This window comes from Streptomyces sp. B5E4, from assembly GCF_039871555.1.
Classification (GTDB): Bacteria; Actinomycetota; Actinomycetes; order Streptomycetales; family Streptomycetaceae; genus Streptomyces.
This window is the reverse complement of the sequence record NZ_JBDPMI010000006.1, coordinates 25,302-40,457: the sequence shown is the minus strand read 5'-3', so window position 1 is coordinate 40,457 and position 15,156 is coordinate 25,302. Positions and strand designations below refer to the sequence as shown.

The following is a 15,156-nucleotide window of genomic DNA, read 5'->3' as shown; positions in this document are numbered from 1 at the left end:
TTGTGCGTCTGACCAGCGCGTACGGCCACCAGCGGTGGGCGGGCGGGGAGTTGGGAGCGGTGCGGTCAGGCGGACGGCGCGGCGAGGCCGTCGAGCAGAAGGACGGCGGTGCGCTCGTCGATCACCAACTGGGTGATGTAGTCCCCGGCCAGGGCGGCGCGCAGGGCACCGATCTTGTGGTCGCCGGAGACGGCGCAGATCCGGTGGCCCACGTCCCGGAGCCGGTCGAGATCGGGGCCGCTCGTACGCTCGTTGAGGCGCACCCCGTGATGGCTCCCGTCGGCGCGCATGAAGACCGTGGCGATGTCGCCGACCACCTCGTCCTCGGTGAGGGAGGCGAAGTCGGACTCGTCCAGGAAGTAGCCCGCCATGTACGGGCTGCTGGGCATCCCGTCGGCCACCGTTCCCACGCTGAACAGGGCCGCGTCGGCGGTCTGCTGAAGCTCGGTGACCCTGCGCACCACGCGCTCACGGAACAGCGCCCGCTTGGTCTCCGCGGAGTCGAAGAACAGCGGCACCGGCAACTGCTGGACGACGGCGTCGAAGGCCGCCCCGAACGCCGAGAACATCTGGTGGGAGTAGTGGGTGCCGGTGGCACGCGAGTTGCCGGCCCCGTTCAACTGCACGAACTGGCAGTTGTGGACCGGCTTCGGGATCAGGCACCGGCTGATGGCGTTGACCATGGTGCCCCAGGACAGGCCGATGACCATGTCGGAGTCGAAGACGGAGTTGATCACCCGGGCGGCCTGGAGGGCCGTCAGCTCCAGTCGCTCGACGTTGGTGGCCGCGGCGGGGACACGGGCCACGTGGGCCCGGACGCCGAACTGCTCCCGCAACCGCCGCTCCACCACGCTCACCCGGGGCTGGGGACGGTGAATGTGGATCTCCACCAGCCCGGTGTCCCTGGCGTAGCTGAGGAGCCTGGACACCGTGGAACGCGAGGTCCCCAGCTCCTTGGCGATGGCTCCCATGGTCGCGCGCTGGAGGTAGTACTGCTGGGCGACGCGCAGCGCGGTCTCGACCCTGCCGTCCGCCGAGACTCCCAGCGTCTCCGGCTCGTACCGGTCGGGATCCCCGTCCTGGTGTAGCGGCCGACGGGGCGCATCCCCGGGCATCTCCGCAGGTCCCACGCCCGTCATCCTAGGGGAGGGACCACGGGACAGGGCAGGGCCGCCGAGGGGGCCCCGGCGGCCCTGCCCGGCGTGAGCCGTGGTCACGACGGGTCAGTCGGCGGACCCGCTCGCGTCCGGCCCCGGGACCGGGCCGTTGAAGACGTACGTCTCGCGGTCGACGATGCCGCTCTCGTCGTACGCGGGGTGGCACTCGGTGTCGACGTCGTCCATCGGCTTGCAGTCCGGGTCTCCGGGGAAGTCCTCCGTGGTGAGCGGCGCCGTCTCCAGAACCTGGCCGTCGTCCCCGTCGACGATCCAGTGGGTCTGTGTCGCCGGGAATCCGCCGTCGGGCCTGAAGAGGACCTGCATCCCGGTACGGCCCTCGCCGTCCTCTGCCGGACCGGCGAGCCGCAGTCCGGGAGAGTCCGCCAGGACCTGGTGGAGCGCGGCACGCAGTTCGGCGGACGCGGGCGAGAAGGTCAGCATGTTGCCCGCCTGGGTGACGACCTGCCTCTCGGCCCCGTCCCCCGAGGCGCCCTCGGCGAGTTCGGCACGCAGCGCCGCCGGATCCGTGGGCGGGCCGGCCAGGCCCGCCCAGTCGACGCGCTCCTCGCCGACCAGCCAGGTCATCTGCAGGGGCTTCTCGCCCACGGGGGCGGGGCTGAGGACCACCGAGTCCTCGCCCCCCGAGCCGTCGTAGCGTACGTACTTCGACGCGATCTTCCAGTAGTCGGCCGTACCTGCGCCGTCGGCGGCGGACTGGTCCGCCATGGTGGTGAGGAATCCGGCGGCCGAGGCGTGCGCCGGCGGGGCGCCACCGTCGAGCGCGACGACCGGGAGGACCACGGCCGTCGCGGTGGCGGCGGCGACGGCGCCGGCCGCGAGGAAGAGCCCCCGGCGCCGGGCGGGGCGGCGCCTGCCGACCGCAGGTGCCCCCGCCGACCGCAGACCGATGTCATGCCGGACCGCTTCGCGGAGGGCCGTCCGTGCCGCGGCGACGGCATCGGCACCGGGCGGGGCCACCCGGCCGGCGGCCCACCAGTTCGTCGGCGCCGGGGAAGTCGAGCGGTTCGTCGTGGGTGTTCATACGGGGTCTCCTGTTCGTCGTCGTGTACCGGGACGTGATCGCCTTCGAGGGCCGAACGGGCACGTGCATCGCACGCCGGGCGCGGGGGTCTCTGCGAGTTGCTGAGCGTGGCGCGCATCCGGGTCCGGGCACGGTGCAGCCGGGAGAGGGCCGTGCCCGCCGGGATGCCGACCACGGCCGCGGCCTCCCCCCGGGGTGAGCTGCTCCCAGGCGACGAGCAGCAACAGCTCGCGCTCCGCCGTCGGCAGGGCGGCCAGCCGGGCCCGTAGCGACCAGGCGACGGCCATGGCGTCGAGGCGCTGGTCCACCGCATGCCAGGGGGCGATCGTCGTGTCCGTGTCCCATGTCGCCTGGTCCGCCGCCGGTGGCCGGTGCGGCCCCGGCGTCCGCCAGTGGTGCGCCGGCACGTGCCTGGCGACCCCGAACAGCCACGCGGGCGCTGCCCCGGGCGGCGTCGAAGCCGGCCCGTGCGGAGTACGCCCGCAGCCACGTCTCGGCGAGCCGGTCGTCCGCCGCATCGGACGCCCGCCGGGCGAAGTAGCCGTGCAGCGCCTTCGCGTGCCGGGCGACGAGCGGCTCGAAAGCCCCGGGGTCATCCGCCGCCCGGCTCAGCAGCTCTTCATCGGATTCCACGTCGCCTCCCTGTTTGGCGTTCTCACCCAGTACTTGCGCCCGTCGATGCGCAGCGTTCGGGGGTGAGCGGAGGGGGGCGGCCACCGGATGTCTCCGGCCGGCCGGGTCGCCTCGGGCCGGCGGGGCAGCAGGGTGCGCATGCGTGCGAGGCGTGGCGGGCGACGTCGACCCGGAGCACTGCCGCGAGGGAGCGACGGCCCGCGCAGGCCGTGGCTCCGTGGGCGGGAGCGGTCGAAGCCGGTGTGGTGCCACCGAGGAGCGTTCCGACGCCGGGCGGCGGGGCGCCGGCCGGCGGGTCGGGTCACGGAGCCGCGTCGCGTTCCTGAAGACTTCGAACACGGCCAGGTAACTGTTGCAGCCGTCCCGGCATGCTGCCCGAGCCGAACCGGGGCGTGACCGCATCAACGCGGCCGTGGCGGGCCTGCTGGCCGCACGGGACACCCTGGATGCCGTCATTGCGGCCGCGGTGCCGACCCGGACCGACGCTCCGGATACCTGTGACGCGACCGGTTCCGCAGAGCGGCCCGGGACAGCCGGTTCGTTGTCGGGCGGCGTGTGGCGCCGGATCACGGAGTATCCGCCGGGCGCCCGCTAGGGGATGGCCTCGATGCGTTCCATGTGCTCCTCACCCCATTCTCCGAGCGGTGCGAGCGCCGCGTTGAGGGACCTGCCGAACTCGGTCAGCGAGTACTCCACCTTGGGCGGAACCTGGTGATAGACCTCGCGGTGCACCAGGGCACTGGCTTCCATCTCCCGGAACTGAAGGATCAGCATCCGCTCGCTGATGCTCGGCACGGACCTCCGCAACTCCCCGAAGCGCAGTGGCCCGTCTTCGCCGAGGGAGAACAGGATCAGCCCTTTCCCTTTGCCGCCCATGACCGCGATGGCGGCGTCGAGTCCGCAGATATAACTCCGCTTGGCCATCGATGCTCCCCTGACAAAAGTGTGCGTCCCTTCTGAGAGAGGTGGCCGGACGTGCCGGCTGCCTGTGACCAGTAGAGACGTTGACGTCGCGGCAAGGTCAAACACGCGGACCGGGGCGGTCTACGCGGCGCGGACGTCCGCGACCGCGTGGGCCAGGGTGGCGATGCCTGCGGCGACGGCGCGTTCGGAGAGGGTCGCGTAGCCGAAGATCAGGCCGCCGGGACCCGCCGGGTCGAGGCGGTAGCGGGCGACGCCGCGCAGTGCGACGCCCCTGCGGGCGGCCGCGGCGACGACCGCCGCCTCGTCGAGGTCCGGCGGCAGCCAGGCCACCACGTGCTGTCCCGCCGCGACCCCGGTGGGGACCAGCTCCGGCAGATGGGCGTCGAGCGCCGCCAGCAGGGCGTCGCGGCGGCGGCGGTAGACGGGCCGCATGCGGCGCAGATGACGGTCGAACTCGCCGCGGGCGAGGAAGTCGGCGAACGTCAACTGGTCGATGACCCCCGAGCCGCGGTCGGCGAGGAGCTTGGCCTGCGCGACGTCGTCCACGAGGTGCGGCGGCACCAGCATCCAGCCCAGGCGCAGCCCGGGTACGAGGGTCTTGCTGGCCGTGCCGCAGTAGACGACACGGTCGGGCGCCAGGCCCTGGATGGCGCCGACGGGCGCGCGGTCGTAGCGGTACTCCGCGTCGTAGTCGTCTTCGATCACCAGCGCCCCGCGCCGCTGCGCCCAGCGGATCACCCGGGCGCGGGCCGCCGCGGACAGCACCCCGCCTGTGGGCCACTGGTGCGACGGCGTCAGCACGACGGCGTCGGCGTCGGCCTTCTCCAGCTCCTCGACGAGGATGCCCTCGGGACCGACCGGGATGCCGACGACGTCCAGCCCGGCCGCGGCGGCCAGAGGGCGGGCATCGTCGTCGGGCGACGGGTCCTCGACGGCCAGCCGGCGGGCGCCCCGGGCGGCGAGGACCTGGATGAGCAGCGAGACGCCCTGGCCGAACCCGTTGCAGACCACGGTGTGCCGAGGGCGGGCCGAGGTGCCGCGGACGCGGTTGAGGTAGTCGGCGAGGGCCTGGTGGAGCTCGGGGACGCCGCGGCCGTCGAGGTAGGCGAACCGCTCGTTGGGCGTGGCGGCGAAGACGGTACGCACCGAGCGCAGCCAGGCGGCGCGGGGGAACGTGGAGACGTCGGTGTGGCCGTAGCCGAAGTCGACGGCCGGCGCCGCGCCGTGCGCCCGCGCGGGGGCGGCCGGGGCCGCGGCGCCCGCCTTGCCGCCCTGCTCCAGCGCGACCTGGGTGTAGCCGCCGGCGCGGCTCGTCAGGTAGCCCTCGGCGACGAGCTGCTGGTACGCCTCGACCACCACCCCGCGCGACACCCCGAGGCCGGCGGCCAGCGTCCGGGTGGGCGGCAGCGACGCGCCGTGCCGCAGCCGGCCGGCCCGCACGCTCTCCCGGATCGACGCCGCGACCTGCCGGTGCAGCGGTTCGGCGCGGGTGCGGTCCCGGTCCAGCTCGATGAGCAGGTCCTCGGCGGTGCTGGAATTGGTCCGTATACGGGGCATGGAATCGGACCTTACCGCGGGTACCGATCCGCGTCAGGCTCTGAGCATGACGACAGAGACACACACCCGCACCGGCCACTCCGCCTCACGCCTCGCCGCCCGCCTCGACGGCCGGCTCCTCTTTCCCGGCGACGCCGGGTACGACCCCGCCCGTACCGTCTGGAACGCCATGGTCGACCGCCGCCCCCGGATGATCGTCCGGGCCGCGAGCACCGCCGACGTCCAGGCCGCGGTGCGCTTCGCCCGCGACCACGACCTGGAGACAGGCATCCGCTGCGGCGGGCACAACGTGGCCGGCTTCGCCGTCCCCGACGACGGCCTGATGATCGACCTGACCCCCCTGGGCGGCGTGCGCGTCGACCCGGTGCGGCGGCGGGCCCGCGTCCAGGGCGGCGCGCTGCTCGGCGCGCTGGACCGGGCCACGCAGCCGTACGGCCTGGCCACCACCGCGGGCAACGTCTCGCACACCGGCGTCGGCGGGCTCACCCTCGGCGGCGGCATGGGGTGGCTGGCCCGGCAGTACGGGCTCGCGTGCGACAACGTCGAGTCGTACACGATGGTCACCGCGGACGGCGAGGTCGTGACGGTGAGCAGGACCGAGCACCCGGAGCTGTTCTGGGGACTTCGCGGGGGCGGCGGCAACTTCGGCGTCGTCACCGAGTTCGAGTTCCGGCTGCACCGGACGGGCACGCGGACGCTGGTCGCCGAGTTCGACTTCCCCGCCGAGGACGCCGTGCCGGTGCTGGAGGGCTGGCGGGATCTGAACGCCGTCGCACCGCGCGAGGCGAGTTTCTCGGCGTCCGTCGCCGACGGCCCGGCGGGCGGTGGTCCGGTGGCCACCGTCGGGTTCGTGTGGGTCGGCGACCCGGAGCGGGGGCGCCGGCTGCTGCCGGCCTTGCGCGCGCTGGGCCGGCCGGTCGCGACGCGGATCACCACGCCGTCGTACCTGGAACTGCAGTGCAGGGACGATTCCAGCGGCGGCCACGCCTACCGCCGCTACTCCGCCGCCCACTATCTGCGCGGCTTCCCGACCTCGGCGGTCGAGCAGTTCCTGCTGCGCGGCGCAACGGACCTGCGGGCCGCCGGCTCCGGTGCCGGTCTGCCCGGGGTCGGGCTGCAGGCGCACGGCGGGGCCATCGCCGACGTCCCCGACGCCGACGCGGCGTTCGGCCACCGCGGCACGATGTTCGAGTTCGGCGCCGGGTCGCGCTGGACCGACCCGGCCGAGGACGACGCCCGGATGACCGCCGCCCGCGCCGCGGGCTCGGCGCTCGCCCCGTACGCGCACGGCGTCTACGTCAACTCCCTCACGGCCCACGACGGCCACCGCGGCATCCGCCGCGCCTTTCCGGCCGCCAAGCTGGCCCGGCTGGCCGCGCTGAAGGGGGTCTGGGACCCGCACAACGTCTTCCACCTCAACCAGAACATCCCCCCGGCCACCCCTGAGGCCGCGCCCGCCGGCGTGCAGGTTGAGGCGTGACCGCCGCGCGGGCGGTCACGGCGGGACGGTGCCCACGGGGTCCGTGGCACCCCGGGTCCGGGAGCCGGTCCGGCCGGCCGAGCACGCTGTCCACCACGCTCGGGTGGGGGCAGGACCTGCGGTCGTGACGCGACCGCGCGATCCGGATTCTCGTCCTGGCGTACGGCCCAACGGTGTCATGCTGCCCGTGCTCGGGATTTCCCCGCCGGCGGCGATGAACCGCCGGGACCTGCCCGGTGAGTACCTGGCGACGTCGATGGCGGGCGACGCCGACCCGGCCAGGGCCGTCGACGCCTGCGCCCGCGCGCTCGCCGACCACCTGGAGGCGTCCGGCTGGGTGAGCGGCTGCCCGATCAGCGCCACCGCACTGGAGACCACGGGCAGGGTCCCCGCGATCGAGGACGCGGTCGCGCAGGTCTTCCGGCATGGGCAGGACCTGGTCGCCGACACCCTGCGTGCCGCCGGGTTCGACGAGGACAACGCGCGCGAGCTGGCGATCACCGTCATCAACACCCTCGAAGGCGCCGAACTCACCGCCCAGGTCTTCCGGACCGAGACCCCGCTGCTGGTCGCGGGCAAGCATCTGGCCCTGCTCATCGACGCCTGTCGCCCCTGGGGCGCGCGGGGCGGACGGAGAGCCGGGGCCCCGCGTCCGGCCCCCTCCGGTGCCCGCGGAGTGAGCGCCGCCGTCCGGTCGCCGCAGCGGCCAACTGACGGGCCCCGCCCGCCACCTCCCACCGGAACGCCGCAACGACCCGGCGGCGGCTCCGGGATCCGTACGCCCGGGCCCGTTGGCGGCCGGAAGCCTGGAGAGGGCCCGTCACCGCAGGTCACCGCGCGCTTCCTCGCCGTCATCGCCCTGAGGGCGGGCATCGGGCACCTGACGGTTACTCAAAGTCTGAGCACATATTTCATACAACCTCTCCGCATACTGGTCTCGATGGTCTAGATTAACGATGCTTCAACCGGTTGGACGCGAAGCGGGCAATGTCGATCCATCTGCCCCGTGCCGCGGCCGGCCGGCAGTTGCGTCTCCGGCGTATGCCGGGGAGGTGATCAGTTCTGGGGCCCGAGAGGGGCCTGGGGTGGGGGGAACACCCAGGGCTTCGACGGGTTTCCGGATGCCCCGGGAGTCCGGTGGGACACGCACGTCCGCCGCCCGGGTGAGTTGTTCAAGTAGCGCTGAAATACCGGGATGTCCTTCGTGGGGAGCGAAGGCTTCCGGGGGGAGAACCATCGCGGGAGGCAGACAAGCCTCCCCGGGGGGGTATCAGTGTTGAACGAACACGTGGAACCCGCCGGCGATCTGGAAGGGTCCAGCCGGGGGGTCGAATTCGTCAGCCCTTTTCCGTCGGCGCGCGGGCGCCCGGCGACGGGAAAAGGGAACCGGCCCGCGATCCACTGGGAACAGCGTTACCGCCGTGCCGTGATCACCGGCGATACCGTGGCCACCGCATTCGTGGTGGCGGCGATCGGCGGCTTATTCGGAGTGCGGGACGCGGCCGACTGGCACGAGAAATGGGTGGTTCTCGCCTTCGGCACCGAATTACTGGTGCTGGGAGCGCTCGCGGTCGGCAGGGCATGGGCCCCGGCCGTACTCGGCCAGGGCGCCGAGGAGTTCCGCCGGCTCGGCCGCGCACTGTCCACGGCGGTGGTCGTGCTGGCGCTCGGCGGGATCGCCCTCACGTCGCGCAACATCAAGCTCTGGATCTTCGTCGCGATCCCGGCGATCGCGCTCACGACCCTGACCCAGCGCTATCTGCTGCGCCTGTGGCTGTACAAACAGCGAAAGGCAGGGCGCTGCCTGCGACCGGTGCTCGCCGCCGGGAGCCAGGCCACCGTGACCGACCTGATCACCCGCGTCCGCAAGTTCCCGCACCTCGGCTGGCGGGTGGACGCGGTGTGCACGCCCGACGGACTCGGGCTCGACGGTGACCGGCTGGAGGGCGTGCCGGTCGTCGGCCGGCTGACCGAGGTCGCCGAGCACGTCCGCAACGGCGGCTACCGCGTCGTGGCGGTCACACCGGACCCGCACTGGTCGCCGGACAGGCTGCAGCGGCTGGCCTGGGATCTCGAAGGCAGCGACGCCGAGATGGTGGTGGCCCCTGTGCTGATGGAGGTGGCCGGCCCGCGGCTGCACGTCGACGCGGTGCTCGGGATCCCGCTGCTGCGGGTCAGCATGCCGGCCTTCACCGGAGGCCGCCGGGCGGTCAAGGTGGTCGTCGACCGGTTGGGCGCGGTGGCCCTGCTGATGCTCTTCGCGCCGCTGATGGTGCTCGTCGGGCTGCTCGTGCTGATGGACAGCCGGGGCGGAGTCTTCTACCGCCAGCGCAGAGTCGGCAAGGACGGCCGCGAGTTCACCATCTACAAGTTCCGCACCATGGTCGCCGGCGCCCACGGGGCACGTGCCGGGCTGGCCGACCGCAACGAGGGCGCCGGCCTGCTGTTCAAGCTCCGCCGTGATCCGCGGGTGACCCGGGTGGGCATGGTGCTGCGCCGGTACTCGCTCGACGAGCTGCCGCAGTTGTTCAACGTGCTGGGCGGCTCGATGTCGCTCGTCGGCCCGCGGCCGGGACTGCCGGAGGAGTCGGCCGCGTACGGCCCGGACATCCGCAGGCGGCTCCTGGTCAAGCCCGGGCTCACCGGCCTGTGGCAGATCAGCGGACGCAGCGACCTGCCGTGGGAGGAGGCCGTCCGGCTGGACCTCCGGTACGTGGAGGACTGGTCGCTCGCGCTCGACACGGTGATCTTGTGGAAGACGCTGCGTGCGGTGCTCCAGGGACAGGGGGCCTACTGATGCGCGGGGGTGGTCGTCCGGTGGTTGCCCGGACCGCGGGCCCGAAGGGCCTGCCCGGCGGGAGGAACGAGTCATGAGGGTGAGCGTCCTGGGGCTCGGCTACGTGGGCTGCGTGTCGGCCGCCTGCCTGGCGGGCCAGGGTCACGAGGTCATCGGGGTGGACGTGAACCAGGCGAAGGTCGACCTGGTGAACGACGGCACAGCCCCGGTGGTCGAGGAGCGGATCGGTGATCTCGTCGCCGACGTCGTCCGCAGCGGGGCGTTGCGCGCCACCGTCGACGTCCGCGAAGCGATCATGGAAAGCGAGGTGTCGCTCGTCTGCGTGGGCACGCCGTCTGAGCCCAACGGGAGCCTGTGCACCACGTATCTGGAGCGGGTCACCGAACAGATCGGCGCCGCTCTCGCCGGGCGGCGCGGGCGGCACACCGTCGTGTTCCGCAGCACCATGCTCCCGGGCACCTGCCTGAACCTGCTGGTGCCGATCCTGGAGAAGTACGTCGGCGGTACGGCCGGGGCGGACTTCGGGGTCGCGGTCAACCCGGAGTTCCTGCGCGAGGGTACGAGCGTGCGGGACTACTTCGACCCGCCCAAGACCGTCATCGGCGAGCTGGACCGGGCGAGCGGCGACGTGGTGGCCGCGCTGTACGACGGCTTGCCCGGCGAGGTGTTCCGGGTGCAGATCCCGACGGCCGAGGCGATCAAGTACGCGGACAACGCGTTCCACGGACTCAAGATCGGCTTCGCCAACGAGCTGGGCGCGGTCTGCCAGGCGCTCGGAGTGGACTCGCACCAGGTGATGGACGTGTTCCTCGCCGACCGCAAGCTGAACATCAGCCCGGCCTACCTGCGGCCCGGCTTCGCCTTCGGCGGCTCCTGCCTGCCCAAGGACTTGCGCAGCCTGGTGTACGCGGCGCAGCGGGCCGACGTCTCGGTCCCCATCCTCGCCCACGTGCTGCCCTCCAACTCCGACCATCTGCAGCGCGCGGTGGAGCTGGTCGAGCGCACCGGCAAGCGCCGGGCGGGCCTGTTCGGGCTGTCCTTCAAACCCGGCACCGACGACCTGCGCGAGAGTCCGCTGGTCGAGCTGGCGGAGAGACTCTTCGGCAAGGGCTACGACCTGCGGATCTACGACGCCAACGTGAACCTCTCCCGGCTGCTCGGCGCGAACCGCGAGTACATCGAGACCCGGCTGCCGCATCTCGCGCAGTTGCTCGCCGACTCCGTCGGCGAGGTGCTCGACCACGCCGAGGTGTGCCTGGTCGGGACCAGGGACCCGGCCGTGCTGTCGGCGCTGCCCCGCGGCGAAGGACCGGTGCTCATCGACCTCGTCCGCCTCCCCGACGCCGAAGAGCGCCGGGCCGAACCGGAGTACGTGGGCCTTGCCTGGTGACGCAACCGGCGGCGACGGGAAGGGCCGTCGCGCGCTGATCCTCGTGGAGAACCTTTCGGTGCCCTTCGACCGGCGGGTGTGGCAGGAGTGCACGACGCTGCGCGACGCGGGCTGGGAGGTGCACGTCATCTGTCCGCGGGGGAGCGGCCGGGACACCGAGGCGGAGGCGGAGATCGACGGGGTGCGGATCCATCGCTACCCGCTGCGCGCGGCCACCGGCGGTCCGGCCGGCTATCTGCGGGAGTACGGAACGGCGTTGTGGCATACGCTCCGGCTGGCCCGCAAGGTCGGCCCGGTCGACGTCGTCCACGCCTGCAACCCGCCCGACCTGCTGTTCCTGCCCGCGCTGTGGCTGAAGCGGCGCGGCGCGCGGTTCGTCTTCGACCAGCACGACCTGGTGCCCGAGCTGTACCTCTCCCGGTTCGGCCGCGGCGAAGACCGGCTCTACCGCGCCGTGTGCGCGCTGGAACGGCGGACCTACCGCGCCGCGGACGTCGTGCTCGCCACGAACGAGAGCTACCGCGACGTCGCCCTGCGCCGCGGCGGCCTGCGGCCGGAGGACGTCTTCGTCGTCCGCAGCGCGCCCGACGTCGAGCGGTTCCACCCGGTGCCGCCCGAGCCGGAGCTGAAGCGCGGCAGGCCCCATCTGCTGTGCTACCTCGGCGTGATGGGCCCGCAGGACGGCGTCGACTACGCCCTGCGGGCGCTGGCGAAGCTGCGCGACGAGCAGGGGCGGACCGACTGGCACGCGGTGTTCGTCGGCGGCGGCGACACCTTCGACGCGATGGTGGCGCTGTCCCGGCGGCTCGGGCTGTCGGAACAGGTGCAGTTCACCGGGCGGGTGCCGGACGCCGACCTGGTGCGCTACCTGTCCACCGCGGACGTGTGCCTCTCGCCCGACCCGTGCAATCCGCTCAACGACGTGTCGACCATGAACAAGGTCCTGGAGTACATGGTGATGGGCCGGCCGATCGTCTCCTTCGACCTGCGGGAGGCGCGCGTCTCCGCCGGTGACGCCGCCCTCTACGCGCCCGGGGACGACGAGTCCGCGTTCGCCGGGCTCGTCGCGGAGTTACTGGACGATCCCCGGCGGCGGGTCCGTATGGGCGAGGCCGGCCGGGAGCGGATCAGCGGGCCGCTCTCCTGGCGGAACTCCCAGCAGGCGCTGCTCGCCGCCTACGCCGCCGCCTGCCGCGACCGCGCTCCGGTGCCGGAGGGCGACTCGCCGGCGGCCGGGAGGAGGCCGCGCCGTTGAGCGAGGACACGATACGTCTGGCCACGATCGGGCGGATCCTCCGCCGGCGAGGACGGCTGCTCGTCGTCCTCGCCGCGGCGGGCGCCCTCGTCGGCTTGGGCGTCTCGCTGCTGTTTCCGCCGCGCTACGCGACGTCGGCGTCCGTGCTGCTGCCGGGGCAGTGGGAGGAGCGCGAACTGCTGACGCAGGCGGAGATCGCGACCAGCTCCGTCGTGGTCGACCGCGCGGCCGGCGCGCTCGACTGGTCCGGCGTCAGCGGCACCGACCTGCGGGACCGGGTGAGTGCCCGGACCGCGGAGGGGAACATCATCGAGGTCTCGGGTACGGCCGAATCCCCGGAGCGCGCCCAGCGCCTCGCCGACGAGGTGGCGCAGCAGTTCGTCGCGTACGCGGCGCGGATCGCGGGCGACGGCACCGGCTCCGCCGCGGCGCAGCAGCCCGAGGAGTTGCGGGACCTGGTGGTGCGGACCAGCCGCCGCATCACCGAACTGGCCGAGGCGACCGACCCGGGGCAGACCGTGGAGAGTGCCCAGGCCCGCACCGAACTCGAGCGGCTGCGTGCGTCGCTTGAGGAGGCGATGTTCAAGCTGGAGCAGTCCGGCTCGAAGACCGACCGGGCCACCATGGTCGTCATGGGCCCTGCGGCCCGGCCGACCGCCGCGGCACCGCCGACGAGGACGCACCTCGTCGGCGCCGGGGCGCTGCTGTTCGTCCTGGCCGCGGTCGTCGGCCATCTCGCCGCCGCACGGGCCAGCCGCCGGCTGCGTACCGCACCGGAGATCGCCGCGGCCCTCGGCGCGGAGCTGCTGGGCACCGTCGACGTACCCGGTGAACAGGCCGCGCGGCGCAGGCCGGAAGACCGTGGCGCGCGGGCCGGGATCCGCCGGCTGCTGGGCACCGACACCCGCTGGGACATACCGCTCCCGCAGACGTCCGGCGACGAGCACAGCAGGCAGATCCGCTACCGGCGGGTGCGGACCCGGCTACGGGACCGGCTGCCCGCCGGCCGGCAGTTGCTGGTCGTGGTCCCCGACGACGACGAGATCGCCCGCCGGGCCGCCGAGCGGTTCGTCACCGGGGGCGCGGGCGGTCCTTCCCCGGACTCGGCGGACGAGGGCGGTCCCGTGCCGCACCTGGTGGAGGTCTCGGTGGCCCGGCCGACCGTGCCGGACCGCACGACCGAGTCCGGTGCCCTGGTCGTGCTCGGCGCGGGCAACCGGACCGCGGCTGAGCTGACCGGCATCGCCGAGGCGTGCGCCGACGCGGGGCACGAGGTCGTCGGCGTCGTCGTCGCCGGCGCGGTCCGGGTCCGGCCGGCCCGTTCCGCCGCGCGGCACGCGGACGTACCCACGCCGGTCGCGGTGGGCGAGAGCGCCATGGGGGGTCAGGGGTGACGGAGAGCACGCCCGCGGAGCAGGCGGCGCCCGCTCCGCTGCTGGATCTGCACGCGCTGGTGGTGGCGGTGCGCAGGCGCCGCCGCCTTTGGGGTGCCCTGGCGCTGCTGGGGCTCCTCGCGGGCGCGGCGTCGGCGGTCCTGCTGCCCCCGCCGCCGACCGCGGTGACCACGGTGCTGGTCGCACACAAGCAGGATCAGCCGACCGATCCCGGCACGCTGATCCGTACCGACGTCGCGCTGCTGCAGACCACCCGGATCGCCGAGAAGGCCCTGGGCACACTCGGCTCGGCGGCACGCCCGGAAGACTTCATGCAGGACTACCGGGGTGCCGGCCTGACCAACAACCTGCTGCGGATCGACGTGACGGGCGACAGCGACGCCGACGCGGTGGCCCGGGCCGAGGCGCTGGCGGACGCGTTCGTCGCGGACCATGTCAGACGGCTGCGCGAGGCCGCGAACGCCGAGGCCAAGACCCTGCTCGACGAGCGCGACAAGCTGCGGGACCAACTCGCCGAGGTCAACGAGGAGATCGGGGAGCAACCGGCGCAGAGCGCCCCCGAGACGTCGGCGGCCATGGAGTCGCTCTTCGCCCGCCGGGCCGAACTCACCTCGCGGATCGACGACTTCGACCAGCGCGCCGCGGAGGCGCACATCGGAACCCCGCAACTCGTCGCCGGCACGCAGATCGTGGACGCCGCCCGCGCGGTACGGCACTCCCCGCTCCGGTCGGCCGCCACCAATGCCGGGATCGGTCTCGTGCTCGGGCTCGTCCTCGGACTCGCGCTGGCCGCCGTCGGCTCCGTGGTGGCCGACCGCCCCGTGCTGCGCCGGGAGATCGCGGCGAACCTGGGCGCCTCGGTCATCGCGGAGCTGCCCCGTACCCGCCGCCGGCCGCTGAGCCGGTGGGAGCGCCGGCGGACCCGGGCGGCACGCGCACGGCTCACCACGACGCTGTCCCGCACCGTGCGGGGTTCGGCGGAGCCGGTGTCGCTGCTGGAACTGGGCTGTGCGCGCAGCGCGATCGCGATCGCGCTGGACGTCGCCAGGGCACTGGCGGAGGAGGGGCCGGTGGTGATCGTCGACGGCCTGCCCCGCGGGCAGCTCGCCGCCCGCAGCCCGCGGCCCGGGGACCCGCCCGTGGTCGGCGGCGAGCGGGCCGGCGCCGCGCCGCCCGAGGAGCGCAGGATCGGCGTCGGCTCGGTCGCGCCCGGCACGGCGTGGACGGATCTCCGGCACCTGGGCGCCCGGAGCGTGCTCGTCGTACGCGCCGGGCACGGCAGCGCCGCGTGGCTGCACACCGTGGCGCGGCAGCTCGCGGACCTGCACATCCCGGTGATCGGCGTGGTGCTCATCGACCCCGATCCGGGGGACAGGACCGACGGCACGCTGTGGGACGGACGGCAGACCGCCCTGCGCGGCACGTACCCGCGGCCGGCCCCCCGGAACGGAGCGGGCGGGCGGCAGGCGGAGCGGCGGTCGATACCGGCCGCACGGTTCCCGGACAGCGGCCAGGAGGCGTGGTAGG

Annotated in this window: 11 protein-coding genes; 7 read left to right on the top strand and 4 right to left on the bottom strand. The window is 73.7% G+C overall.

What is annotated here, in order from left to right; genetic code table 11:
• Positions 1-65: 65 nt before the first annotated feature.
• The 4 genes from ABGA99_RS10480 to ABGA99_RS10465 all read right to left on the bottom strand — a co-directional run bounded on the left by ABGA99_RS10480 (position 66) and on the right by ABGA99_RS10465 (position 5,313).
• Positions 66-1,130: a sugar-binding domain-containing protein gene (locus ABGA99_RS10480; RefSeq protein WP_347577093.1), complete on the bottom strand. Its 1,065-nt coding sequence runs from the start codon at positions 1,128-1,130 to the stop codon at positions 66-68.
• Positions 1,131-1,223: 93 nt separating this feature from the next.
• Complete coding sequence (locus ABGA99_RS10475; protein WP_347582504.1) at positions 1,224-2,135, bottom strand: hypothetical protein; 912 nt, start codon at positions 2,133-2,135, stop codon at positions 1,224-1,226.
• A gap of 1,288 nt (positions 2,136-3,423) precedes the next feature.
• Positions 3,424-3,756 carry a helix-turn-helix domain-containing protein gene (locus ABGA99_RS10470; protein WP_347582503.1) on the bottom strand — a complete coding sequence of 111 codons (333 nt, stop codon included), beginning with the start codon at positions 3,754-3,756 and terminating at the stop codon, positions 3,424-3,426.
• Positions 3,757-3,876: 120 nt separating this feature from the next.
• Positions 3,877-5,313, bottom strand: a complete 1,437-nt coding sequence (locus ABGA99_RS10465) for a PLP-dependent aminotransferase family protein (protein ID WP_347577089.1) — start codon at positions 5,311-5,313, stop codon at positions 3,877-3,879.
• A gap of 46 nt (positions 5,314-5,359) precedes the next feature.
• Between ABGA99_RS10465 and ABGA99_RS10460 the strand changes: the two genes are divergently transcribed.
• The 7 genes from ABGA99_RS10460 (at position 5,360) to ABGA99_RS10430 (ending at position 15,155) form a co-directional block, all read left to right on the top strand.
• Positions 5,360-6,793, top strand: coding sequence for an FAD-dependent oxidoreductase (locus tag ABGA99_RS10460; RefSeq protein WP_347582502.1), 1,434 nt, complete (start codon positions 5,360-5,362; stop codon positions 6,791-6,793).
• A 187-nt stretch (positions 6,794-6,980) separates the two neighbouring features.
• Positions 6,981-7,742, top strand: a complete 762-nt coding sequence (locus ABGA99_RS10455; protein ID WP_347582501.1) for a hypothetical protein — start codon at positions 6,981-6,983, stop codon at positions 7,740-7,742.
• A gap of 357 nt (positions 7,743-8,099) precedes the next feature.
• On the top strand, positions 8,100-9,590 hold the full coding sequence (locus tag ABGA99_RS10450) for a sugar transferase (protein ID WP_347577287.1): 1,491 nt from the start codon (positions 8,100-8,102) through the stop codon (positions 9,588-9,590).
• 73 nt (positions 9,591-9,663) lie between these two features.
• Positions 9,664-10,980 carry a nucleotide sugar dehydrogenase gene (locus ABGA99_RS10445; protein ID WP_347577086.1) on the top strand — a complete coding sequence of 439 codons (1,317 nt, stop codon included), beginning with the start codon at positions 9,664-9,666 and terminating at the stop codon, positions 10,978-10,980.
• Positions 10,970-12,235: a glycosyltransferase family 4 protein gene (locus tag ABGA99_RS10440; RefSeq protein ID WP_347577085.1), complete on the top strand. Its 1,266-nt coding sequence runs from the start codon at positions 10,970-10,972 to the stop codon at positions 12,233-12,235. The genes ABGA99_RS10445 and ABGA99_RS10440 overlap by 11 nt, the downstream gene beginning before the upstream one ends.
• A complete protein-coding gene (locus ABGA99_RS10435) occupies positions 12,232-13,629 on the top strand; it encodes a polysaccharide biosynthesis protein (RefSeq protein WP_347577084.1) in 1,398 nt (465 codons plus the stop codon). The genes ABGA99_RS10440 and ABGA99_RS10435 overlap by 4 nt, the downstream gene beginning before the upstream one ends.
• Positions 13,626-15,155 carry a Wzz/FepE/Etk N-terminal domain-containing protein gene (locus ABGA99_RS10430; RefSeq protein WP_347577083.1) on the top strand — a complete coding sequence of 510 codons (1,530 nt, stop codon included), beginning with the start codon at positions 13,626-13,628 and terminating at the stop codon, positions 15,153-15,155. The genes ABGA99_RS10435 and ABGA99_RS10430 overlap by 4 nt, the downstream gene beginning before the upstream one ends.
• The last annotated feature ends 1 nt before the right edge of the window (position 15,156 follow it).